At 63.8% G+C, this 23,369-nt stretch carries 21 protein-coding genes and 4 tRNA genes; 23 read left to right on the forward strand and 2 right to left on the reverse strand.

Going from position 1 to position 23,369, the window contains the following annotated elements; translation table 11 throughout:
- Positions 1-72: 72 nt before the first annotated feature.
- The 9 genes from ppdK to PLZ73_00930 all read left to right on the forward strand — a co-directional run bounded on the left by ppdK (position 73) and on the right by PLZ73_00930 (position 11,775).
- A complete protein-coding gene (ppdK, locus tag PLZ73_00890; protein ID HOO76427.1) occupies positions 73-2,871 on the forward strand; it encodes a pyruvate, phosphate dikinase in 2,799 nt (932 codons plus the stop codon).
- A 22-nt stretch (positions 2,872-2,893) separates the two neighbouring features.
- Positions 2,894-3,760 carry an RNA polymerase sigma factor RpoD/SigA gene (locus PLZ73_00895; GenBank protein ID HOO76428.1) on the forward strand — a complete coding sequence of 289 codons (867 nt, stop codon included), beginning with the start codon at positions 2,894-2,896 and terminating at the stop codon, positions 3,758-3,760.
- Positions 3,761-3,791: 31 nt separating this feature from the next.
- Positions 3,792-4,313 carry an adenine phosphoribosyltransferase gene (locus PLZ73_00900; GenBank protein HOO76429.1) on the forward strand — a complete coding sequence of 174 codons (522 nt, stop codon included), beginning with the start codon at positions 3,792-3,794 and terminating at the stop codon, positions 4,311-4,313.
- A gap of 3 nt (positions 4,314-4,316) precedes the next feature.
- Entirely contained in the window at positions 4,317-5,618 is a 1,302-nt protein-coding gene (locus tag PLZ73_00905) for a phosphomannomutase/phosphoglucomutase (protein ID HOO76430.1), read from the forward strand.
- Positions 5,615-6,424 (forward strand): undecaprenyl-diphosphate phosphatase, encoded by an 810-nt coding sequence (locus PLZ73_00910; GenBank protein HOO76431.1) that lies wholly within the window; start codon positions 5,615-5,617, stop codon positions 6,422-6,424. The genes PLZ73_00905 and PLZ73_00910 overlap by 4 nt, the downstream gene beginning before the upstream one ends.
- A 95-nt stretch (positions 6,425-6,519) precedes the next feature.
- Positions 6,520-8,277 (forward strand): indolepyruvate ferredoxin oxidoreductase subunit alpha, encoded by a 1,758-nt coding sequence (iorA, locus tag PLZ73_00915; protein ID HOO76432.1) that lies wholly within the window; start codon positions 6,520-6,522, stop codon positions 8,275-8,277.
- Entirely contained in the window at positions 8,274-8,861 is a 588-nt protein-coding gene (locus tag PLZ73_00920; protein HOO76433.1) for an indolepyruvate oxidoreductase subunit beta, read from the forward strand. Before iorA ends, PLZ73_00920 begins: the two co-directional genes overlap by 4 nt.
- Complete coding sequence (locus tag PLZ73_00925) at positions 8,858-9,784, forward strand: SDR family oxidoreductase (GenBank protein ID HOO76434.1); 927 nt, start codon at positions 8,858-8,860, stop codon at positions 9,782-9,784. Before PLZ73_00920 ends, PLZ73_00925 begins: the two co-directional genes overlap by 4 nt.
- Positions 9,785-9,852: 68 nt before the next feature.
- The gene (locus PLZ73_00930) at positions 9,853-11,775 is read left to right on the forward strand and encodes a tetratricopeptide repeat protein (protein HOO76435.1); all 1,923 of its coding nucleotides are present in this window, start codon (positions 9,853-9,855) and stop codon (positions 11,773-11,775) included.
- Here PLZ73_00930 and PLZ73_00935 read toward each other — a convergent pair.
- Positions 11,734-12,375 carry a TIGR00153 family protein gene (locus PLZ73_00935; protein HOO76436.1) on the reverse strand — a complete coding sequence of 214 codons (642 nt, stop codon included), beginning with the start codon at positions 12,373-12,375 and terminating at the stop codon, positions 11,734-11,736. The two genes, PLZ73_00930 and PLZ73_00935, sit on opposite strands and share 42 nt — an antisense overlap.
- Positions 12,376-12,555: 180 nt before the next feature.
- Here PLZ73_00935 and PLZ73_00940 point away from each other — a divergent pair.
- The 14 genes from PLZ73_00940 to PLZ73_01005 all read left to right on the forward strand — a co-directional run bounded on the left by PLZ73_00940 (position 12,556) and on the right by PLZ73_01005 (position 22,689).
- Positions 12,556-12,629 (forward strand) — tRNA-Arg (locus PLZ73_00940).
- A 28-nt stretch (positions 12,630-12,657) separates the two neighbouring features.
- Positions 12,658-12,731: transfer RNA gene (locus PLZ73_00945), tRNA-His, on the forward strand.
- 61 nt (positions 12,732-12,792) lie between these two features.
- A tRNA-Lys gene (locus PLZ73_00950) sits at positions 12,793-12,865 on the forward strand.
- 7 nt (positions 12,866-12,872) lie between these two features.
- A tRNA-Glu gene (locus tag PLZ73_00955) sits at positions 12,873-12,945 on the forward strand.
- Positions 12,946-13,372: 427 nt separating this feature from the next.
- Positions 13,373-15,061, forward strand: coding sequence for a hypothetical protein (locus PLZ73_00960; protein HOO76437.1), 1,689 nt, complete (start codon positions 13,373-13,375; stop codon positions 15,059-15,061).
- On the forward strand, positions 15,051-15,764 hold the full coding sequence (locus PLZ73_00965) for an outer-membrane lipoprotein carrier protein LolA (protein HOO76438.1): 714 nt from the start codon (positions 15,051-15,053) through the stop codon (positions 15,762-15,764). Before PLZ73_00960 ends, PLZ73_00965 begins: the two co-directional genes overlap by 11 nt.
- 5 nt (positions 15,765-15,769) lie before the next feature.
- The gene (locus tag PLZ73_00970; GenBank protein ID HOO76439.1) at positions 15,770-16,537 is read left to right on the forward strand and encodes an ABC transporter permease; all 768 of its coding nucleotides are present in this window, start codon (positions 15,770-15,772) and stop codon (positions 16,535-16,537) included.
- Between the two features lie 22 nt (positions 16,538-16,559).
- Positions 16,560-17,297: an ATP-binding cassette domain-containing protein gene (locus PLZ73_00975; protein ID HOO76440.1), complete on the forward strand. Its 738-nt coding sequence runs from the start codon at positions 16,560-16,562 to the stop codon at positions 17,295-17,297.
- 3 nt (positions 17,298-17,300) lie between these two features.
- Complete coding sequence (locus tag PLZ73_00980) at positions 17,301-18,617, forward strand: MlaD family protein (protein HOO76441.1); 1,317 nt, start codon at positions 17,301-17,303, stop codon at positions 18,615-18,617.
- An 8-nt stretch (positions 18,618-18,625) separates the two neighbouring features.
- Entirely contained in the window at positions 18,626-19,276 is a 651-nt protein-coding gene (locus PLZ73_00985; GenBank protein HOO76442.1) for a phosphatidylserine decarboxylase, read from the forward strand.
- 5 nt (positions 19,277-19,281) lie between these two features.
- A complete protein-coding gene (gene pssA, locus PLZ73_00990; protein HOO76443.1) occupies positions 19,282-20,013 on the forward strand; it encodes a CDP-diacylglycerol--serine O-phosphatidyltransferase in 732 nt (243 codons plus the stop codon).
- On the forward strand, positions 20,010-21,098 hold the full coding sequence (locus PLZ73_00995) for a L,D-transpeptidase family protein (GenBank protein ID HOO76444.1): 1,089 nt from the start codon (positions 20,010-20,012) through the stop codon (positions 21,096-21,098). The genes pssA and PLZ73_00995 overlap by 4 nt, the downstream gene beginning before the upstream one ends.
- 21 nt (positions 21,099-21,119) lie before the next feature.
- Positions 21,120-21,575 (forward strand): N-acetyltransferase, encoded by a 456-nt coding sequence (locus PLZ73_01000; protein ID HOO76445.1) that lies wholly within the window; start codon positions 21,120-21,122, stop codon positions 21,573-21,575.
- A 139-nt stretch (positions 21,576-21,714) separates the two neighbouring features.
- Positions 21,715-22,689 carry an inorganic phosphate transporter gene (locus PLZ73_01005; GenBank protein ID HOO76446.1) on the forward strand — a complete coding sequence of 325 codons (975 nt, stop codon included), beginning with the start codon at positions 21,715-21,717 and terminating at the stop codon, positions 22,687-22,689.
- A gap of 10 nt (positions 22,690-22,699) precedes the next feature.
- On the opposite strand, the gene PLZ73_01010 is transcribed toward PLZ73_01005, so the two are convergent.
- On the reverse strand, positions 22,700-23,239 hold the full coding sequence (locus PLZ73_01010) for an NUDIX hydrolase (GenBank protein HOO76447.1): 540 nt from the start codon (positions 23,237-23,239) through the stop codon (positions 22,700-22,702).
- Positions 23,240-23,369: the final 130 nt, after the last annotated feature.

Consider the following 23,369-nt stretch of genomic DNA (forward strand, 5'->3'; position numbering starts at 1 on the left):
ATATAATCGACGGTGTCCGCCCCGCCTCCGGCGCGTGGCCCGGCGGACGGGAAACCTAAGAAGGAGAGAAGCATGGCCGGGAAGAAGTACATCTACATGTTCGGTGAAGGGAGTGCCGAAGGCACCGCGGGAATGAAATCCCTGCTGGGGGGCAAAGGCGCCAACCTGGCCGAAATGGCCGGCTTGGGACTGCCGGTGCCCCCCGGATTTACCATCACTACCGAAGCCTGCGACGAGTACTACCGCCTGGGCCGCGCCCGGCTCTTCAGGACCGTCGACCCCCAGATAAGGAATGCCCTGAAAAAACTGGAAAAGATGACCGGCAAGACCTTCGGGACCGGGCCCTTGCCGCTCCTGGTTTCGGTGCGTTCCGGCGCGGCCGTCTCCATGCCGGGGATGATGGACACCGTTCTCAACCTCGGGCTCAACCCCGCCACCTGCCGGGCATTGGTGGAGCAGACGGGCAACGAGAGGTTCGTCCTCGACTCTTACCGCCGGTTCATCCAGATGTTCGGCGACGTGGTCATGGGGGTCCCTCATCACGATTTCGAGGAGCGCCTGGAAGAGGTCAAGCGCGGTCTCGGCGTCCGTCTCGATACCGAACTCGACGTCGAAGGTCTGAAGAAAGTTATCGATGCCTATCTGCGCATCTACCGGAGCCATACCGGCAAAGCTTTCCCTTCCGATCCCATGCAGCAGCTGACGGCGGGTATCGACGCCGTCTTCGGATCCTGGAACAACCCCCGGGCCCGGAAGTACCGCGAACTCCACGATATCCGGGGTCTGCTGGGGACGGCGGTCAACGTCCAGACCATGGTTTTCGGTAATTCCGGCGAAAACTCCGCTACCGGCGTGGCCTTCACCCGGGATCCCTCCACCGGCGAGCACCGCTATTTTTACGGCGAGTACCTGATCAACGCCCAGGGCGAGGACGTTGTCGCCGGGATCAGAACGCCTCAGCAGATCACCCTCAAGGGGTCGCGGGAATGGGCGCGGTCCCAGAATATCCCGGAGAAGGAAAGGAAGACCGGGTTCCCCTCGCTGGAGGAAACGATGCCCGGGGTGTTCAAGGAGCTCGACGGCATCCGCGTCAAGTTGGAGAAGCATTACCGGGACATGCAGGACCTCGAATTCACGATCGAGGACGGAAAACTCTACATGCTCCAGACCCGCAGCGGGAAACGAACCGCGGCGGCGGCGGTGAAGATAGCCGTGGACATGGTCAAGGAGGGATTGATCGACGAGAAAACCGCGGTCGGTCGGGTCGAGCCGAAATCTCTCGATCAGCTCCTGCACCCCGTCTTCGTCAAGAGCGCCGAGGAGAAAGCGCGCAAACTCACCGTCGGCCTTCCGGCTTCTCCCGGAGCCGCCACCGGAATGGTGGTGTTCAACGCCGACGACGCCGAGGCTTGGGCGGCGGACGGCAAAGCGGTCATCCTCTGCCGGGTGGAGACCAGCCCCGAAGATATCGGGGGAATGAACGCCGCCCGGGGGATTCTCACCGCGAGAGGCGGAATGACTTCTCATGCCGCCGTCGTCGCCAGAGGGATGGGCAAATGCTGCGTGGCCGGCGCCGGTGAGATCTCCGTCGATTACGCGCGAAAAAACTTCTCCGTGGGGGGAGCCACGGTCAAGGAAGGGGAATGGATTTCCCTGAACGGGTCCACCGGCGCCGTCTACCTGGGCCAGGTGGAAACGGTCGACCCGCAGCTGACCGGGCCCTTCGGGCAGATCATGGAACTGGCGGACAAATACCGCCGGCTCGGGGTCAGGGCCAACGCCGATACGCCCCATGACGCCGCCGTGGCGGTGAAGTTCGGGGCGGGCGGGATCGGCCTTTGCCGGACCGAGCACATGTTCTTCGAAGGGGACCGAATTCTCAGTTTCAGAAAGCTGATCCTGGTGGCGGAAACGGTCAAGCGCCTCAAGGACGAATACGGCGCGGCCGATCTGCCCGGCCTGAAAAAGGCGGTGAAGAACGACCGTGAGGCTCTTGCCGCCATCGCTCGGTACCGGGAGGCGCTGCGGGAACTGCTGCCCCTGCAGAGGAAGGATTTCGAGGGAATTTTCCGGGCGCTCAAGGGACGTCCCTGCACCGTCCGTCTCCTCGACCCCCCTCTTCACGAGTTTCTTCCCCAGGACGAAGCGGGCCAGCGGGAGATGGCGAGGGTTATGGACGTGCAACCCTCCCGGATCCGCAAGCTGGTCGACAGCCTTCACGAGTTCAATCCCATGCTCGGCCACCGCGGTTGCCGTCTGGGGATCACCTACCCCGAAGTGACCGAAATGCAGGTACGGGCGATCTGCGAAGCGGCGGTCAAGGTCAAGGGGTCGAAACCGGAGATCATGGTGCCCCTGGTGGGTAATGTCCGTGAACTTGCCCTGCAGAAAGAGGTCATCGAAAAGATCATCGCCGAAGTGGAAAAGGCCAGGGGCAAGAAACTGTCGATCATGATCGGGACCATGATCGAGGTGCCCCGGGCCGCGGTTACCGCCGACGAAATCGCGGCCGAAGCCGAGTTCTTTTCTTTCGGGACCAACGACCTTACCCAGATGGGATGCGGTTTTTCCCGGGACGATGCCGGCAAGTTTCTGAACGAATACGTCAAACTGGGGATCTTCGATTACGATCCCTTCCAGGTTCTCGACAGCGACGGGGTGGGCCGATTGGTGGCCATCGCGGTGGACCTCGGCCGCGGTCGCCGGCCGGATCTGAAGCTCGGCATCTGCGGAGAGCACGGCGGCGATCCCGCTTCCATAGCTTTCTGCGAGCGGGTAGGCCTGGATTATGTTTCCTGCAGCCCCTACCGCGTCCCCATCGCGCGGTTGGCCGCCGCTCAGGCGGCTATCTCCGAGAAAAGGGGAGGGTGACCGCGCCGTACGCCGGGCTTCTATGAACGGTGACAACGGAAAAGGCGGATCCGTTTCCGAACGGGACCAGCGCCCTCAGGCCATCGGGATCTACCTGCGGGAAATCGGAGAGATTCCGCTTTTGAGCCGGGCCGACGAACTGAAGCTGGCTCGGCGCTGCCGCCGCGGAGACGCCGGGGCCCGGAATCTTCTGATCCGTTCCAACCTGCGCCTGGTTGTCAAGATCGCCCGTAAATACGAAAAACTGGGACTGCCTCTTCTCGATCTGATCCAGGAGGGCAACCGCGGGCTGATCCGGGGGGTGGAAAAATACGACCCCCGGCGCGGTACCAAGCTCAGCACCTACGTGGCTTGGTGGATCAAGCAGGCGATCATGCGCGCCATCGCCAATCAAGGCAAATTGATCCGGGTGCCGGTTTACATGATGGATAAGGTCAACGCTTTCCGCCGCCAGGTCGAGGCCTTGAGCCAGCGCCTGGGACGGCACCCGACCCGGGAAGAAATCGCGGAGGAACTGGGGTTGACCGGGGAAGAAATCGATTATCTCAATGAGGTCATCCGTATTCCCAGCTCGCTGGACGCGGCCATCGACGATGACGGAGGAGAACTTTCCGATCTGATCGAAAACCGGGAGGCGTCCAATCCGGCGGACGAACTCGCGCTTATTCTTCTGCGGGAAGACACGCTGGCCCTTCTCGATATTCTCGACGAGCGGGAACGGGAGATCATCACCGCCCGCTTCGGAATCGGGGACGAGGAGGTCCACACCTTGGAATCGATCGGCGTTCTTCACGGCATCAGCCGGGAACGGGTGAGGCAGATCATCAATTTCGCCTTGGAAAAGATGAGGAGATACATCGAAGAAAACGGGTTGGACCTGTCTCCCTGAACGGGCGGGCGCAAACGGCAAGGAGGAACAGATGAGCGTAGAACGGATCAAAGAAGCCGTCCGGGATATTCCCGATTTTCCCGAGCCGGGGATAATTTTCAAGGACATCACCCCCGTTCTGGCCGATCCCGTCCTTTTTCGGGAAACGGTGGATCTGATGGCCTCCCCCTACGGGTCGGCGCCCCCCGACCTGGTCGTCGGTATCGACGCCCGGGGCTTCATCTTCGGGGCGGCCATGGCCTATAAGCTGGGGGCGGGGTTCGTTCCCATCCGCAAGGAAGGGAAGCTTCCGTTCCGAACCCGCCGGGTCAGTTACGATCTCGAATACGGCACCGCCACGGTGGAAATTCATGAGGACGCCGTCCGCCCGGGAACGCGGGTTTTGATCGTGGACGATCTGTTGGCTACGGGGGGCACCCTGGATGCGGCGGTTGAGTTGGTGCGGGCCCACGGGGGAGAAATCGCCGGCATCGCGGTGCTGATCGAACTGGAATTTCTGAAAGGTCGGGCCAAGTTCCCCGGATTGGATGTGCGGGCCTTGATCCGGTACTGAAAGGTGAGTATTTTTCGGGCGTTCGATATCCGCGGCCGGGTTCCCGACGAGGTCGACCCGGAAGTCGCTTTCCGGGTGGGAAACGCATTGGCCGCGTACCTGGGGGGGGGCGGAATCGCGGTCGGTCGCGACGCCAGAAAAAGTTCGGCCGAACTGGCCGCCGCGCTCCACCGGGGGATACAGGAAGCGGGCGCCGATGTCATCGACATCGGCATGAGTTCCACTCCGGCCCTCTATTACGCCGTCGCTTCCGGCGGCTGTTCCGGGGGAGTGGAGGTGACGGGAGGGAGTTCCCCTTCCGACATCAACGGATTCAAGCTCTGCCGGGAAGGGGCGATCCCGCTCGTTCGGGAAACGGGCCTGGAGGAGATTCAGGAACGGGTCGAGACGGGGAAGCCGTCGGCCGCCTCCGAAAGAGGGAGCTTTCTGGGGCGAGACATCTCCGAGCGGTATCTCGGACATCTCCGGGGCTTCATCCAGTGCGCCCGGCCGGTGAGGATGGTGGTCGACGCCGGAAACGGGATGGGAGGCGTGTATTGGGGAGCGCTCTGCTCCGACCTCGATTGCGAGATCATCGGGCGCCGGCTTGAACCGGCTCCCGACCCCGTGGCCTGGGATCGGTTGTGCCGCAGCCTCGGCGAGGAGGTCAGGGGAGCGAAAGCGGACCTGGGGGTGGCGTTGAACGCCGACGGGGTTCGTGCCGTTTTCGTCGACGAGCGGGGCGAGATCGTCCCCGCCGATTACATCACCGCCCTGGTGGCCCGGGAAGCCCTGGAACGCTGGCCCGGTTCGGCGGTCGTCTACGACCTCCGGAGCAGCCGGGTGGTCAGGGAAACCGTCGAAAGCGAAGGGGGAATCCCGCTCGAGGCCCCGGCGGATGCGGAGCGCCTCAAGCGCCTGATGCGCGGCCGCGGGGCCGTTTTCGGCGGCGATCTCGACGGACGGTATTTCTTTCGGGAAAATTATTTTCTGGAGAGCGCGTTGATCGCCCTGATCAAGGTCCTCAACCTGGCCGGATCCCTGGAGGCCCCGATCTCAAAGTTGGTCGAGCCCTTGCGGAAGTACTCTTCCGCCGGTCGGGTTTCGATCGAAGTTGCGGACCCCGACGCCGTTCTGGAAGATCTGGGGGGCCGGTTCCCGGACGCGGAGGTTTATTTCCTCGACGGCGTCAGCGTGGTCCTGCCCGAATGGTGGGCCAATCTTCGCCCCGTCTCCGGCGCGAACCGGGTGGAAGTAACGCTTGAAGCTCGCTCCGAATCCTGGCGCGAACGGGGTTGGGACCGGATCCGGGAGGCGATGGCATGACGGTCTGGGACGGCGTCATCCTCGGAATCGTGCAGGGGATAACCGAATTCCTTCCGGTCTCCAGTTCCGGACACCTGGTCCTGGGCTGCGGTTTCCTGGGGTTGGGGTGCGGGAGCCTTAATTTCGACGTGGTGGTCCACATCGGAAGCTTGGCCGCGGTGCTTCTGGTCTACCGCCGGCTGCTCGGGCGTCTGCTGCTCTCCGCGTTCCGTGGTCGTATCCGCCTTCATCGGGGCCGGGTGCGTTTCGCCAACCCCGACACCCGTCTGCTTCTGCTTTTGCTTCTGGCCACGGTGCCGGCGGCCCTGGCGGGCGCGGCGTTCGGAGACACGGTAGAGACCGCGTTCGGGAGCCGGCGCTTGGTCGGGGGCATGCTTCTGATTACGGGTTCGGTTCTGTTCGCGACCCGGTACGCCGCCGCCGAGAACCGCCCCCTCAACTGGTGGCGGTCGCTGGCGATCGGTTTCGCCCAGGCTCTGGCCCTGCTCCCGGGAATATCGCGTTCGGGAAGCACGATTTCGGCCGGAATCTTTACCGGCGTCAAGCGTGAGGACGCCGCCGATTTCTCCTTCCTTCTCTCCGTCCCCGTCATTCTCGGAGCGGGTTTGTTCAAGCTCAAGGATTATTCGCCTGCCGAACCGGGGGAGGCCGGCCTCCCGGTGCTTCTGGCCGGTGCGCTGGCCGCGGGAGTTTCCGGATATATCGCCATCCGTTTCCTCCTCCGCGTGATCAGGCGGGGCCGGCTGCATTGGTTCGCCTGGTACTGCTGGGGAGTGGGTCTGCTGGTGATCGCCCTGCCGGGGTAGGGCGGTTCCCGGAGCTTGCCGTTTCCTTACACGGTTGCTATACTCCCGGGTTCCCGGCGGGGTCCGGGAGTTCGAACCGCAAAGAGGAGAAAAGGGTGGACGTCGAACTTCTTTCCGGCAACGCCGCCTTCGCCCGGGGGGCTTGGGAGGCCGGCGTGACGGTGGCGACCGCGTACCCGGGGACCCCTTCCACGGAGATCCTCGAGCACGCGGCCGAGTACAAGAGGGATATCTACTGCGAGTGGTCGCCCAATGAAAAGGTGGCGTTCGAAGTAGCCGCCGCCGCTTCGCTGGCCGGCGCCCGGGCGCTGACGGCCATGAAACATGTGGGCCTCAACGTCGCGGCCGATCCCCTGATGACCATGAGCTATGTAGGCGCGGTCGGTGGTTTCGTCGTCTGCGTGGCCGACGATCCCGGAATGTACTCTTCCCAGAACGGCCAGGATACCCGCCACTACGCCCGCTTCGCCAAAATTCCCATGCTGGAGCCCTCGGACAGCGCCGAAGCCAGGGATTACGTCGCGACCGCCCTGGATCTTTCGGAGGAGTTCTCCACGCCCGTGCTGTTGCGCTCGACCACGTGTCTCAGCCATTCCCGCACTCCGGTCGAACCCGGCCCTCGCCGGGAGCCTTCGCGGAGAATCGGTTTCGTCAAGGACCCGCCCCGTTTCGTTCCCGTTCCCGCCTGGGCCCGGAACATGAGGGTCGAAGTCGAGGCCCGGTTCGAGGAGTTGGCCAGGGCGGCGCAGGCCTCCCCCCTCAACCGGATCGAAACCCGGGACACCTCCCTGGGCATCATCACCGGTTCGGTTCCCTACCAGTTCGTGCGCGAGGTCTGGCCCGAAGCATCGGTGCTCAAGCTCGGTTTTCCCTATCCTTTTCCGGATGAACTTATCCGCGGATTCGCTTCCCGGGTGGATCGGATTCTGGTCGTCGAGGAACTGGATCCGTTTCTGGAGGAACATGTGCGTTCCCTGGGAATCCCCTGTCGGGGAAAGGACGTGGTTCCGGTATTCGGCGAACTCAACCCCACCGTACTTCGGGAGTCGCGCCGCCGTTTGGAAAAGAGGCCGGTCCCGCCGTCGGCGCCCCGCAACCCCCAGTTCGAACTTCCCGGGCGTCCCCCCGTTCTCTGCGCCGGATGCTCGCACCGGGGCATTTTCGCCGCCCTGGGGAAGCTCGACGTCGTGGTTACCGGGGACATCGGGTGTTACGCCCTGGGCGCTTTGCCGCCCCTCGACCGGATGGACACCATCCTCTGCATGGGAGCGGGGGTTTCCATGGCCCACGGCCTGGACAAGGCCGGAGAGCCCCGCAAGGTGGTAGGGATCGTCGGGGATTCCACGTTCTTTCATTCCGGCATTACCGGTCTTCTGGATATCGCCTATAACCGGGGCGCGGCCACCATCATCGTTCTCGACAACCGGACCACGGCCATGACCGGCCACCAGGAGAACCCCGGGACCGGCAGAACCCTGATGGGGGAGGAGACGCCCCCGGCCTCGATCGCCGGCATCGGCAAAGCCTGCGGGATCGAGCGGGTGTTCGAAGTGGATCCCTACCGTCTGGAGGAGACCGTCCGGGTATTGGAGAGGGAAATAGCCTCTCCCGAGCCTTCGCTTATCGTCTCCCGCGGTCCCTGCGTCCTCCGGGAGCGCGTTCCCCTGGGGCCGGTGCTCAAGATATCGGAGCACCTGTGCCGGGAGTGCAAGCGCTGCCTGAAACTGGGCTGTCCGGCGATCGAATACACCGGGGGCCCTCCCGAGATCAACCGCCACCTCTGCAACGGCTGCGGTCTCTGCCCCCAGGTCTGCCCGTTCGGAGCCATCGGCCCGGAGGAGAACCCGGCATGAACGGGGAAGAAACGGTCAGCGTGGTCTTGGTCGGGGTAGGCGGGCAGGGAATATTGCTGGCCAGCGAGATCGCGGCCCGGGCGGCCTTGAACGCGGGGTTCCTGGTCAAGACCAACGAAGTTCACGGGATGGCCCAGCGGGGAGGATCGGTCATAGCCCAGGTCCGTTACGGCCGGGAGGTCTTCAGCCCCCTGATCGAGGAAGGAACGGCCCGGGTACTCGGATCCCTGGAGCGGATCGAAGGGTTGCGCTACCGCCGCTATCTCTCTCCGGACGGGTTGGCCGTCGTCAACAGCAGGGCGATGGTTCCGGTCACGGTTTCGATGGGGGCCGGCGTCTATCCGCCCGAAGCCGAAGCCCTCAACCGGATGAGTTTTCCCCGCTTGATCTACTTCGACGCCTCCGCGATAGCCGAGGAATTGGGGAACATCAGGACCGCCAACGTCGTTCTTCTGGGAGCGCTCTCCACCGGTTTGGATCTTCCCTCCGCCGTCTGGCTGGATGCCGTCGACGCCGTGGTCAAACCCCGCCACCGCGAGATCAACCGCCGGGCCTTCACCGCGGGCAGAAGCCTCGCGGAATGAACCCGCCGGCGCCGCCGCGGGTTCTCGTGACCGGTTCCGCCGGTTTTTTGGGATGGCACCTTGCCCGACTCCTGGCCGCCCGCGGGGGGGAGGTGCTGGGCACCGTCTATCGCCGCCGCCCGGCCGAGGCGCCGTTCCCCGTCAGGCTTCTCGACATCCGGGCCCGCCAAGCCGTCGCCTCCGTGATCGGGGATTTCCGGCCCCGGTTCGTGGTTCACGCCGCCGCGGTGATATCTCCGGCGGTCTGCAGCGCCGATCCCGTCCTGGCCCGCGCGGTCAACGCCGAGGGCACTGAGTTCGTGGCCACGGCCGCCCGCGCCGCGGGGGCCGTTACGATTTTCACTTCCACCGATAGGGTCTTCGACGGCGAGCGCGGCCGTTACCGGGAGGAGGACGTTCCCCGGCCCCTCGGACCCTACGGGAAAAGCAAGCTCGACGGCGAGGAGGCGGTCAGGGCGGCCGATCCCGGCAACATCGTGGTGCGTCTTCCCCTCATGTACGGGATGCCCAGCCCCTGTCACGCGCCTTTCACGGGGTGGATGCTGGAGTCTTTCCGCGGGGGGGGGACGATGGATCTTTTTCTCGACCAGTACCGGACCCCGGCGCTGGTCGACGACGTCGCCGAGGCCGTCGCCCGCATCGTCGAACGGCCCCCGTCCGGCGGCATTTACCATCTGGGAGGACCGGAGCGGGTCAACCGGGCCGAGTTCGGTTACGCCATGGCCGATATCTGCGGCTTGGACCCCGGGAAGATCCGGCCCTGCCTGATGTCGGAAAAGCCGGGCATTCCCCCCACTCCCCGCGACGCCTCCCTGGACAGCTCGCGCGCCGCGGGTTTTCTCGGGTTCCGGTTCCGGGGTATCCGGGACGGCTTGACGGTTCTGGCCGCCGCCGGCGTTGGGGCTTCCGCCCCGGTCAATTGAACGGTTGTAGCCCCCCCGGCCCTGGCATAAACTTACCAACCATGAGGGGTCGGAAACCGGAAAAGACGTTGTTGTTTCTCGTCGTCCTCCTGGCCGTCTCCTACTGCGTTCATTTTCTGGGAGAAGAATCCTGGAACGCCACCAGCAGATTTCTGCTGGTCTACTCCCTGGGCGAACAAGGATCGTTTCGGATCGATTCCCACCACCAGGCCACCGGCGATAAAATATATTTCGGGGGGCATTATTACACGGACAAGGCCCCCGGCCTCTCCGCCGCCGCCGTCGCTCCGTTTCTGCTCTTCAAAGCCGCCGGCGTCGCCGCGGAAAAGGGGATGCGGTACCTTCTCACCCTGTCGACGGTAGGCGTTCCTTCCGCCCTGGGCGCAATCGTCTTCTACAGCTTGTTGGGTCTGTTGGGCTGGGCCCGGGGACGGTTCCGGGTTCTGCTCACGGCCGGGTGGTCTCTGGGGACGCTGGCGTGGCCGTTCTCCACCGTTTTTTACGGGCATCAACCCGCCGCGGTCCTGCTGCTGAGCTCCTTTTTCCTGCTGGTCCGGAACCGTCGCCGGGACTCATGGTTCGACGCGCCGGCGGCGGGGCTGCTGGGCGGTGCCGCGGTTCTCTGCGAATATCCGGCGGCTCTTCCCGTCCTTATCCTCTCCGCCTACTCACTGGCCGGCCGCCGCCCCTGGCGGGGGTTGGCGGGTTGGCTCTGCGGGTTGGCGTTGCCCCTGGCGGCGCTGGGCTGGTACAACCACCACTGTTTCGGTTCGGCATGGGTCAACGGCTACAGCTACCACGTCACCTACGACCATTCGGCCGGGTTGTGGGGGGTGGGGATTCCGGACCTGAAAGCGCTGTGGGGCATTACCTTCAGCTCCTACCGGGGCGTTTTCTTTCAGAACCCGTTTCTGGTGTTTCTGTTCCCCGGGGCCTGGTTTCTGCTGCGCGACCCGGCCTCCCGCCTGGAGGCCGGGTTCTGCGTTCTCCTCTGCCTGGCGCAGGTCGCTTTCAACGCGGGTTTCGCTTACTGGGACGGAGTGGGAAGCGCGGGAGCCCGCCACCTGGTGGCCGTGCTCCCCTTCGCGGCGCTCCTGGTGGCGGGAACGCGCCCTTCCTGGCGCCCGGCGGCTGCCCTGCTGATCGTGGTCTCCATCGTCTTCATGGCGGCCATGACCGTGACCGAGCCCCGGGCGGAATGGAAAGTCTCCAACCCTCTTTTCTATTTCAACTTCTATCTGCTCGGCCGGGGTCTGATCTCCGACAACGCCGGGACCTGGATCGGGCTGCCCCCGTTCCTCTCGCTGCTTCCCCTTGTGGCCGGGATCGGGGTGGGGCTGGGATTCCTGCTGTGGCGCCGGGGCGCGTTGCGGCCGACCCGCCTTCAGCTCCGCAACCTGACGGGAACCGCGGTAGCTCTTATCGTCTGGCTGGCGACGGCGGGCTGGGCCCCGGCCTCGCGCCGCTCCTGCGACATGGCCGAAAGTTATTTCCGCTACTGGCGGACCCGGGGGAACGTTCCCTGGACCGGGGTTTGGAACAAATTCGTCGCCGCCAGCGAGCTCGACCCCTGGTACGCCCCCCCCCTGGCGAGGCTGGCCGAGATCGCCGAGGCCCACGGCGATTTCGAGACGGCTCTGGAATGCCGGTCCCGGGTCCTGGAGCTGCGCGGCGACGAGGAAGCGACCGCGGCTCTGGCCGATCTTTACCTGAAGATGGGGCGGCCCGATGCCGCCGGTGGGCTGCTGGAGGAGCTGGTAGAGAACAATCCCGCTTCCGGTTCGGCGCTGCGCCAGCTGGCCTGGGTCCGCCTGGAGACGGGCAGAAGACAGGAAGCGTTGGAACTTCTGAACCGGGCGCTGCTCCTTCGTCCCGGCGACCAGCTGCTTCGCGAAGGGATCGAGAACCTCGAGCGCTCCGCGCCGGCCCCGGGGGCGACGGCACCGCCGCTAGAGGGGCCGCTTGACCAGCATGATCCCCAGGCGTTCTGAGGCGTCTTCGGCCAGATCGGCGATCTCACCGATCGCCATGATCAATTCGCGCAGGTGAAGCTTGCGGGCCAGGTCCAGGTCGGACTTGAAGATCTTTTTGATCGTGTCCCATTCGATGCGGTCGCCTTCGCCTTCGAAGACCAGAACTTCCTGAATGGTCGCCTTGAGCGCCTCCACGTCCCCGTTGACCGCTTCCATGGCTTTTCGGAACGAACCCACCGCCAGCCTCCCTTTCTCCAGGAGCGCGAGGATATCTTCGTTGAGAAAATCCGGGATGACGAGCCGGGTGAGGACCACCAGGTTGGCCACCTGCTCGCATTGATTGGCGATCCGGTCTATGAATTCGGCCAGGAGAATATAATCCCCCCGGTTGATGGGAAGAAAAGCCCCTTCATAGAGAAGGCATTCGATCTCCTGTTTGACGATATCCGCTTCGTTTTCGCTCTGATGGACTTTGAGCGATTCGGCCTTGAACTCCTTGTCGCATTTCAGATACTCGGCCACCAGGTCATGGAGGTGGTTGAGCGCCTCCATCACCTTGTCGCAATGCTTGAGAAAGAGTTCCTCGGCTTCTTTTTCCTTGCGGTTGAAAAAACTCAAAATCGTTCCTCCTGGTCGATGCCGTCCCGGTCGTTTAACTCGATACGCTAGCATAACCGTCCCCGGGAAGGCAATACTCCTGTTGGCCGCGGCCGCGGGGAACCGGCCCCAAGAATTGCTTGCCTGGCTCGGCGGGACTGGTGTATATAACCACGGCTATCCGATCTTTCGCATATGCTTGCGCCCGTAGCTCAGTTGGATAGAGCAACGGACTTCTAATCCGTAGGTCGCAGGTTCGAATCCTGCCGGGCGTGCGGCGGCCCCGGCGGGGCCGGCGTCATGGTGGGCGTAGCTCAGCTGGTTAGAGCACCTGGTTGTGGCCCAGGTGGTCGGGGGTTCGAATCCCCTCGCTCACCCTTCATGGGGATTTTTCCCTTGCATTGATCGGACTCGCCACTATACTGGCGCCCGAAAAACGCCTCCGTAGCTCAACTGGCAGAGCAGCGGACTCTTAATCCGTTTGTTGAAGGTTCGAGTCCTTCCGGAGGTAGGCCTGAGGCCCCTTCGTCTAGTGGCCTAGGATGCCAGATTCTCAGTCTGGAGACAGGGGTTCGATTCCCCTAGGGGCTAGAGGCTCCGGGCCGGTGGGCCCGGGGCCTTTTTCCGTTTCCGCGCCGGTCGGGGCGCTCCGGTCGAAATCCGCGGAGCCGGCCGGATGCGTCAGGAGGTAGGTCCGGCCCCGTTCGGGAACGAGCGCGGGAACCCCCAGGCGCTCCCGGATCAGCCGGGCCAGGTTGGCGGAGGAACCGGGCTGTCCATGGACGACGAAGACCGCCCCCGGCCGTTCCCCGGCGCCCATCCAGGCCAGGATCTGTTCGTAATCCGGGTGCCCGGAGAAGCTCCCCAGATAGTATGACCGTGCCCGTACCGGCACCTTCTGCCCGGCGATCTCGACCGTGGTGCGGCCGTCCAGGAGCTGTCTCCCCACCGTTCCCTCGGGCTGGTAACCGACCAGAAGGATCGAATTGCGGGAGTCGGGCAGTTCGCGGACGAGGTGGTGGGTGATGTTCCCTACCGAGGCCATGCCGCTGGGGGCGATGACCACGGCCGGACCCCGCAGCTTCGGCCCGGGCTTGCGCTCCTTCAGCCCCGGGAAGGAGAGGGGCCAGTCGCGGGCGGCGATCAGGGCCGCGGATTCGTCGTCGTAGAGGGAGGAATAGCGTCGGTAGACGGCGGAGACGCGGTTGGCGTAATCGCTGTCCACATAGACGTCGAACCTGGCGTCGAAATTGTCGCCCTCGATGAGCTCGTTGAGGAAATAGATGATCTTCTGCGTTCGGCTGAGAATGTAGGAGGGGATGAGGACGATCCCGCCGCGGCTGACGGTTTCGTTGATCACGTTTCGGAAGGTATCGATCTCGGAGGCGAAGTTCCCGTGCCGCCGGTCTCCGTAGGTGGATTCGGTGACCAGGTAATCGACGCGGGGAAGAGGCGAAGTGGGTCGGAGCAGGGGGGAATCGGGGTTTCCGAGGTCGCCGGTGAAGAGGAGGGAGAAATCGCGTCCGCGGTAGCGCCAGCGCAATTCGACCATGGCCGAGCCCAGGATATGGCCCGCTTCCAGGAAGGTGAAGACGGTCCCCCCTCCGGTGATGCCGGCGGTCCCCTCGGAACAGGTCCGGATCCGGGCCAGGGCCTTTTCGGCGTCGGACTCGTCGTAAAGACCTTCTCCCATGGAATTAAGCCAGGCATAGAGCTTGAGCATGACCTTGGAGAGTTCGGCGGTGGCGGGGGTGCAATAGACCGGGCCGTCGAACCCCCGCTTGACCAGGTAGGGAAGTTTCCCGATATGATCGGAGTGAGCGTGGGTGATGAAGACGGCGTCGATCTCGGAGGGGGAAAACGGCATCTCTCGGTTGAGCGCGGCGGCGTCTTCCGCGGTCATCCCCTCTTCCTCCTGAAAGTTGCCGCAGTCGAGCAGGACCTTTTCGTTGCCGGTATCCAGGAGGTGGCAGCTTCCGAAGATGGTGCCCGCCGCCCCGAAGAAGGTGATTGTCGGGGCGCTGGAATCCCGGCCGAGTACCGGGCGGGAAAAAAACAAAAGAAAAGCGGCAATACCGAGGGCCGGCCGTCTCATGCCAGGAGACTAACAGGGCGGCCGGAGGCGGTCAAGCGGAGCCCGGGCATGCCGGCGGCGGGAATTTGTTTCGATCCGCCGCTTGGGGCGCATATAATGCCGGTTGAACCAGAGGAGGGAACGATGTCCCTGGAAACGCTCAGGGAAAGCGCGTTTATGGATATCCTCGAGTCCGTGCTCGGCCGGGGCGCTTCCGATCCGATGGTCTGCTGGGACCGGGAGCTGGACGGTTTTCTGCGCTCGCGGCTCGGAGAAAGCGTTCCGGTGTTGCGCCCGGCGCAAGCCGCTCCCGGTTCGGTTTCGTTTCTGGTCGGCTGGGATTGCTTGGATAAGGATCTGCCCGGCCAGGTTCACGAGCTTCTGATTGAAGGCGGCGAAGCGGAGTTGTACGGGTTTCTTCCGGTTCCTGGCCCCGAAGCCGTTTCCGCCTGGGAACGCAGGGCGCGGGAGAGGGGAGAGGACGGGTTCCTTCCCCTCCCTCTGCCCGGTGGAAAAACCCTCTCCCGGGTGATCGGGCTCCTCACCGGTTCCCCCTTCGAGCGTTACGTCGTCCGCCGGCAGGGTCTCTGTTATCGGGCCATACTCACTCGGGAGCCCGGGAATGAGGGGTAGCGGGTTGTACTGTTTCCTTCTCTGCTCCTGCCTGGTTTCCCCGGGTTACGCCGGCGACGCCGCCGACCGCGCCCGTCCTTCCGGGCGGGAGTTGGACGTCGACCGGGTGATCGTGAAAATGGAGGACGTGCGCTCCTCGCTGGTTTCCCTGGCGACCGAGGTGGTCAAGACGGTGCCGTCGGATCCGGGCCGTCCCGCGGAGACATTTCGGCTCTTCTTCCGGTCCCCCGACCGTCTCCGGGTCGAAGTGGGGGGAGCCCGGCCGAGAAAAGCCGTGATCAACGGCGACCGCCTCTGGGTTTTTCATCCCGATCTTGAGATCGTGGAACAGACGGCTCTTCCCGACGAACGCGCCCGCCGACGGGCCCTGTACGAACTGAGCTGGGGTCTGACGGGGCCGGTGCAGTCGCTGGTGCGGGGAATGAACCGGGAGTTGAAGGAGGATGCCGACGGCAGCCTGACGGTACGGCTCACCCCGGATTCCGACGAAGTGAGCCTGGACTGGATCGAAGCCCGGGTCGATCCCGCCACGTGGCTGGTGCGGGAGATGCGGATCAAGCAGCCCGGCCTCCCCCTCGTGCGCCTGGAAGTGGCTGACTGGGACCGGGAGACCGACCTTTCCGAAAGCGTCTTCGCCCTCGAGGTCCCCGCCGGTTGGGACGTCTTCGAGGAACTCGAACCAGGGCCCAACCCCGGATTGTAGATCTCATGAGCGCGATCGAAGCTGTCGGTTCCGGGATCCTGAGGATGTTGGAGGGGTTGGGGCAGACCCTCTTTATGCTCGGTCGCGGGCTGGGCTGGAGCCGTCAGGCGTGGCGGTATCGAGCCTTGATCGTGGAGCAGATGCTGTTCTGCGGGGTGGAAAGCCTGCCGGTGGTGGCGGTGGTCGCTTTTTTCGCGGGGATGATCACCTCTCTTCAGACCGGCACCGCCCTGGCCGATTTTCAACTGGAGGAGAGCATCGGCACCATCGTGGCGGTCTCGGTCTGCCGGGAAATGGGGCCGGTCTTCGCCGCGATCATCGTGGCGGCCAGGGTGGGATCGGCCCTGGCCGCCCAACTGGGAACGATGAAGGTCTCCGAGGAGATCGACGCCCTGGAGGCGATGTCGATCGACCCCGTGAAATATCTGGTGATGCCCCGCCTGGTGGGGTTGATCCTGATGATGCCGATCCTGGCTATGTTCTCGGACGTCATCGGCATTTCCGGGGGCGCCATCGTGGGCCGGCTTCAGATCGGAGTTCCTTATTCCACCTTTTTCGACCGGGCGGTCAAAAGCCTGGTCATGAAGGACATTTTGGTGGGGATACTGAAAACCACGGTTTTCGGGATCATCATCGGGTCGGTGGCCTGCCAGCAGGGGCTCACCACCCAGGCCGGCGCCCTGGGCGTGGGCCGTTCCACGACCCGGACGGTGGTCGTGTCCCTGATGTTCGTGCTCATGTTCAACTATTTCATCAGCGCGCTCTTCTACTGATGGCGGCGCGGCGGAGACGCACATGATCGTTCTTGACGACGTCTACAAGCGCTTCGGAGAGAATATGGTTCTCGACGGGGTCAGTCTCCGGGTCGGAGAAGGCGAACTGCTGGTGATCATCGGGGGCAGCGGTCAGGGCAAGTCGGTGATTCTCAAGCATATTCTCGGGTTCATGAAACCCGACCGGGGCCGCGTCATCGTCGACGGGGTCGACGTCTCCGCGGCCGGCAAGAGGGAACTCTACGAGGTCCGCAAAAACTACGGGGTTCTGTTTCAGTCGGCCGCGCTGCTGTATTCGCTCAGCATCGGCGAGAACCTGGCGCTTCCTCTGCGGGAGCACACCTCTCTTTCTCCGGCCGAGATCGCCGCCGTGATCGCGGAGCGTTTGAGCTGGGTGGATCTGGAAGGGGTGGAGGGGAAAATGCCTCCCGAGCTGAGCGGCGGGATGTTGAAACGGGCCGGCCTGGCCCGGGCCATCGTCCGCAACCCCGGGATCATTCTTTTCGACGAGCCGACCACGGGGCTCGACCCCGTGCTTTCGGCCAAAATCGGGGCGTTGATCAAATCGCTGCGCGGCCGGTTGCGCTTCAGCGGCGTGGCCGTCACCCACGATATGAACCTCGCGTATATGATTGGCGACCGAATCGCCATGCTCTATAATGGCAAAATTATCGAAATCGGCACCCCGGATGAGATCCGGGCCTCCACCAAACCGAGAGTGCAGGAGTTCATTCACGGGATGCCTTCCCTGATCGGTTGAGCTATGGGATTGTCGGCGGAAAAAAAGGTCGGGTTCGTCTTTTTCCTGGGCCTGTGCATCCTGGGGGTTTTCACGGTTCTGCTTACGGACGTCAATCTCTTCCGGAAGTATTACACCTTCGATGTCGTTTTCGACTCGGTGGGAGGGCTGGAACTGGGGGATTCGATCACCCTGGGGGGAATGGAGGTAGGGGAGGTAAAGAATATGAAGCTCGACAACGGCCGGATCCTGGTCACCCTGGCCGTCCGCACCGAGAACCGCATCCCCTACGGTTCCGAATTTCGGGTGGCGGACGTAGGCATGCTGGGAGGCAAGGTGGTCAGCGTCACCTGGCGGCAGGATGGGGGCGAATTCATCCCGTCCGGGGCCCGGATCGAAGGGCTCCCCAGCCAGGGGCTTTCCGACGCCCTGGCCAGTCTGGGGGAAGCCGGAGACAAGGTGGACGAAATTCTCGTCAGCGTGCGCAGTGTGGCCGAAAAAATCGACCAGGGCCAGGGCACGGTGGGGAAGTTGATCAACGAAGACGACGTCTATCAGGATGCCAAGGCCACCATAGCCGAACTCAGGGCCATCGTCGAAGAAAACCGCCGGAAGATCGCGGACCTGCTGGCCGACCTCAAGGAATCGGCTCCCCGCCTCAAGCAGACCCTGGCCAATGTCGAGGAGATAACCGCCAAGATCAACCAGGGGGAAGGGACGATCGGCAAGCTGATCAACGAGCCCGATATGTACGACGAGGCTCAAACCACCCTGGTTTCCGTGCGCGACGCCACCACCAAGCTCTCCAACTTCATGGCCAAGGCCGAGATGCTCAAGGTTTATCTGGGCGCCGAGGCCAACTACAACGTCTCCACCCAGCAACTCCTGACCAAGGCGTTTATCCAGGTGGAGCCCAACTCCAGCAAGATGTACCGGATCGCGGTGACGATGCTGAGCGGACCGGGGACCGAAGCCGACGTCAAGGACGACGTCGATTATCAGTTCGACGCCCAGATCGGCTTCAGGTTTTTCGACGATGTCCTCACCCTCCGCGGAGGGCTGCTGGAAGGCCGGGTCGGCGGTGGGATCGATGTCCGCCTCTACCAGCGGGATATCGTCGCCACCCTCGAAGCCCGCGATGTCTGGACCCACGAGAAGGACGAGCATATCGAGCCGTTTCTGATGCGCGGCTACGTCACCGCCTTTTTTCTCTGGGGGTTTTATGTCCGCGCCGGGGTTGACAACATCCTCGACGAACCCGCGCTTTACTGCGGCGGCGGACTCTTCATCGAGGAGCAGGACATCATCACCTTCTTCGGACTGCTCACCGCCACCCAATAGGAGGGCCCATGAAATACCGGATCGACAGGGAAGCCTACCGTTTCGACGCCGTTCTGGGGGGTCTGGCCCTGGTCTTCGCCGTCCTGGCGCTGGTTCTCTGTTCCTGGCTGTGGGTCTTTACCGGTGTTTTTCTGGCGCTCCTGCTCGGAGTGACGGCGTTTCTGCGCGAGTCGAACCGGGATGTCGCCTTCACCTCCGGCGAAATCGTCTCCCCGGCGACGGGCAAGGTCATCGTGGTCAGGGAGGAGGAGGAGACGGAGTTCGTCGGGGGATCGGCTAAGATGGTCAGCATCTTCATGTCCGTCACCGACGAGCACATCAACTACGCTCCCGTCTCCGGGAAAGTCGGATTTCTCCGGCACCGCCGCGGCGGTTTCCACCGGGCGTACCTGGAAGACGCCTTCGAACTCAACGAAGCCCAGTTGATCGGAATCGAGGCGGAGGGGGCGAAGGTCCTGGTCAAGCAGGTGGCCGGAATCATCGCCCGGAGGATAGTCTGCCGCTGCCGTCCCGGGCAGGTCGTGGAGGCGGGTGAAAAGATCGGGCTGATCCGGTTCGGCTCCCGCGTGGACCTGTATCTCCCCCCCCGTTCGATGCTCACGGTCGAGCCGGGGAGCAAGGTCGCGGGGGGGATCACCGTCATCGGACGCCTGCCTTGAAAACGGTGTACATCATCCCCAACCTCTTCACCAGCGCCAACATCTTCTGCGGTTCGGTCGCTCTCTGTCGGGTGGTTTCGGGGAAGCGGGCGGAGGACCTCTACCTGGCGGGCTGGCTGATCTTCCTGGCCATGATCCTCGATCTCTTCGACGGGCTGGTGGCCCGTCTCTGCCGGGCCACCAGCGCTTTCGGGGTCCAGTTCGATTCTCTGGCCGATTTCATCTCCTTCGGGGTCGCTCCCTCCTTCCTGGCGTACCGGATCACCCTCGACACGCTGGGCCCCCATGGGCGGTTGGGAATCGGCCTGGCGTTTCTTTATACGGTCTTTGTCGCCATCCGCCTGGCCCGCTTCAACACTCAAACCAGCGAGGACGAAAAAGACGATTTTTCGGGGATGCCCTGTCCGATAGCCGCGGCGCTCCTGGTTTCGGCCACCATGAGCATTCAGAAATTGGGGTGGCTGCAGGCCGGCAAGGTCATCCTCCCCGTCCTGGAAGGGTTTCTCTGCTTCATGATGGTGAGCCGGATCGCTTTTCCGGCGTTGGGGAGCCTCCAGCTCAACCGCCGCAAGCCGGTTTTTTACCTGACCGCGGTGGCGGTGGGAATTTTTCTCCTGCTGGTTCTGGGGTGGATCGGAATCTTTCTCGGGTTTCTGGGTTACGTGGTCTACAACTTTGCATACGGTTTCGAAGGCAAGGGGGGGGCGGGTCCGGCAAAGGCGGGGGAGGGCGGGTGAACAAGGCGGTTACGATCCTGGCCGGGACCGCGGTTGCCGCCGCGGTCCTGATCTGGGTGCTGGCATTCTCCTCCGGGAACCTGGAAGAGAGAAGGCGGGAAGGTCTTTCCCTCTTCGCCGCCGGCCGTTACGCGGCGGCGGCCGAACTTTTGGAAACCTGCCGACCCGATGCCTCGGTGCCCGTGGCCGAAGCGCTGGCCCTCTCCTGGGAAAAACTCGGAATCGAACCCGCCCGTCGGCTTGACATCTGGAGAAAACTGGCGGCGGATTCCCCGGCGGAAATCCGCGGCGAGGCGCTTGTACGCTTGGGGGCGGCGGCCCGGGAAGCCGGCGACGCAGACGAAGCGGAAAGGCACTTCGCCGAGGCCGTCTCCGCCGCCCCCGGATCTCCCGCCGCCGCCGCCGCCGCTCTGGCACTGGCCGAGCTGGCCGCCGCCGCCGGAGAAAACGCGATCGAGGCATACCGCTCGGTCATGGATTCCTTTCCGGGGACGCCTCAGGCCGCGGCCGCCGCCGAGAGCGTGGGGGCCCTCGACCTCGAGGCGCTTCTGCGGGGGAAAGGAGCCGAAGAATACCGCGTCCGCCCCGGCGATTCCCTGGCCGGGCTCGCCGCCGTCTTTAAAACCACGCCGGAGCTGCTCCGGCGCGTCAATCGGCTGAACGGCGACATGATCCGGGAGGGCCAGATCCTGCGGATTCCGCCGGGAACTTTTTCCGTGGTCGCCAGCAAGTCCGAAAACCGCCTGACCCTCCTCCGCGACGGAGATTTTTTCATGAGTTTCCCGGTGGGCACCGGCCGCGACAGCAGCAGCCCCGTCGGAGAATTCGAGATCGTCACCAAACTCGTCGATCCGGTCTGGTACAGCCGGGACGGGGAGATCCCGCCGGGCGACCCCCGCAATATTCTGGGTTCGCGCTGGTTGGGATTCGGCGAACCGTATGCGACTTTCGGGATTCACGGGACCACGCAGCCCGAGACGATAGGCACGCAAAGCAGTTCCGGGTGCATCCGGATGCTCAACGCCGACGTCGAGCTGCTCTTCGACCTGCTTCCCCGGGGAACGCGCGTGACCATCGTGGAATAAGGGGAGGAAGACGTGAAGGAAATTCAACTGAGGAAGGCCCTCCCCCCGGACGCCCAGGGGATCCGGGACCTGGTCAAATTCTACGCCGAAAAAGGCTGGATGCTGCCCCGCCCGCTCTCGGCCCTGTACGACACCATCAGAAATTTCTGGGTGTTGGAGCGCGGGGGGGAAATAGTCGGCTGCGCCGCGCTCAATATCTGCTGGGAAGATATGGCCGAAATCAGGTCGCTGGCCGTCGCCGACGAGTTCCGGGGAACGGGGTGGGGGAGGGTCCTGGTGAATAAATGCCTGGAGGAAGCGGAGGCATACAAGATCGCGCGCGTCTTCACCCTGACGTATGTCCCCGAATTTTTCCGGAAGCTGGGTTTCGAGGAGATCCCCAAGGAAGCGCTCCCGCACAAGATATGGAGGGATTGCCTCGACTGCCCCCATTTCCCCGACTGCAAGGAGGTCGCGCTCCAGCGCACGCTGGGATGAGCACCGGTCTTTTCTCATTCCCATCTTGCTTCTCCCCCCGCTTCAGGATATAATAATAAACTTTGGCCCCCCGGCTCCGGCGGGTGAAAGCATCCCGGTCCGGGGGATACGGAAGGGAGCGAGCGGAGAAGCGATAACGATGTGGGCGACAGTTCTCAGCACCGGGAAAATATTCGGGGGGCTCTTCCTCGGCTGGGGCATAGGCGCCAACGACTCCGCCAACGTCTTCGGGACCGCGGTCGCCACCAACTCGGTCCGGTTTCGGACCGCGGTGATCCTGATCGCGATCTTCGTCGTCTTCGGATCGATCCTGGAGGGGCCGAAGCTCTTCGACGAGATGAAGTTCTCCAAGCAATGCACCGACACCCTCGCCTTGATCGCCACCATGGCCGCGGCCCTGACCGTAACCTTCATCACCTATCTTTCCATCCCCACCTCCACTTCCCAGGCCGCGGTCGGCGCCTTCATGGGAATCGCCGTCGCCGGCGCCGGTGTCGGATCGGTGGACTGGGGTAAGTTCATGACGATGCTGATCTGCTGGATCGTCAACCCCATCGTTTCGGTTTTTCTCTGCATGGCTTTGCTTAAAATTTTCGGCCGGCTGCTCAACGTCTCCGTCAAGAGCCCCCGTGTGCGCGATCGGCTTATCCGCGGCGGTCTCATCGTCTTCGGGTGCTACGGGGCCTACGCTCTCGGGGCCAACAACGTCGTGGTCACCACGGCCCCCTACTACCATGCCGGGATGTTCGGCGCGGTCGGTTCCCCGGGCGCGGCCCGCCTGGCCGCGACCGTCGGGGGGATCAGCATCGCGGTCGGCGCGCTGACCTACAGCCGGAGGGTGATGCTGACCATCGGCAAGAAAATCACGCCGCTTTCTCCTTTTTCGGCTCTGATGGTGGTCCTGACCCACTCCCTGGCTCTCCATATCTTCACCCAGATGAAAGTTCCGGTGTCCTCCTCCCAGGCGGTGGTGGGGGCGGTGATCGGAGTCGGGCTCTACCACGGCGCCAAGACCGTCAACCGCCGGACCCTGGTCAATATCTTCTTGGGATGGCTGACGACGCCGCTGATCGCGGCCGCGCTTTCATTCGGGGGCGCCTGGCTGCTGGGCTGAGGAAAGTTCCCTATCCTAACAGCCCGCCCCGGGCCGCCGCCCAGGCTCCGATGATGGTCTTGCTGTCCCGGATCCGGCCCCGGTCGATCATCTCCAGAACCGCGGGGAAGGGCATGGTTGCGGGTTCCAGGTAGGTTTCGTCCCCCCCGCGGCGCTCGATCGGCTGCAATCCGGTGGCGATGTAGATATGTATGATCTCGTTGCTGTAGCCGAAAGCGGGGTAGTAGCTGATGAGAGGTCGGATCGTTTCGGCCCGAAAGGCGATCTCCTCCTCCAACTCCCGGCGGAGGCATTCCTCCGGAGATTCCCCGGCTTCCAGTTTCCCCGCCGGGAATTCCAGCGTGAAGGATTCGATCGCCTTCCGGAACTGGCGGACCATGACGACTTCTCCGGAAGGGAGTACGGGGATGGCGCAGGCGGCGCCCGGGTGCTCGAGCACCAGCCGGTGAGTTCTGCGCTGCCGAGCTCCTTCGATCAAGTGATCCTTGATTCGGAAAAAAGGCCCCTGAAACACCACCCGGCTTTCGATGGTCTTTTCGATCTTCGTCATTTTCTCCGGTCTCCGGTTGCCGTGCGGGGCGGGCTCCCGCCCTCGGTTCGGCCCCGAGTCTAACCTCCGTCGCCCGCCCCCCCCAAGTCAATTCTACCGGTTGCGGGCCGGTCGGCGCCGCCGCGGCCGG

The organism is bacterium (genome assembly GCA_035380285.1).
GTDB lineage: Bacteria > Auribacterota > Erginobacteria > Erginobacterales > DAOSXE01 > DAOSXE01.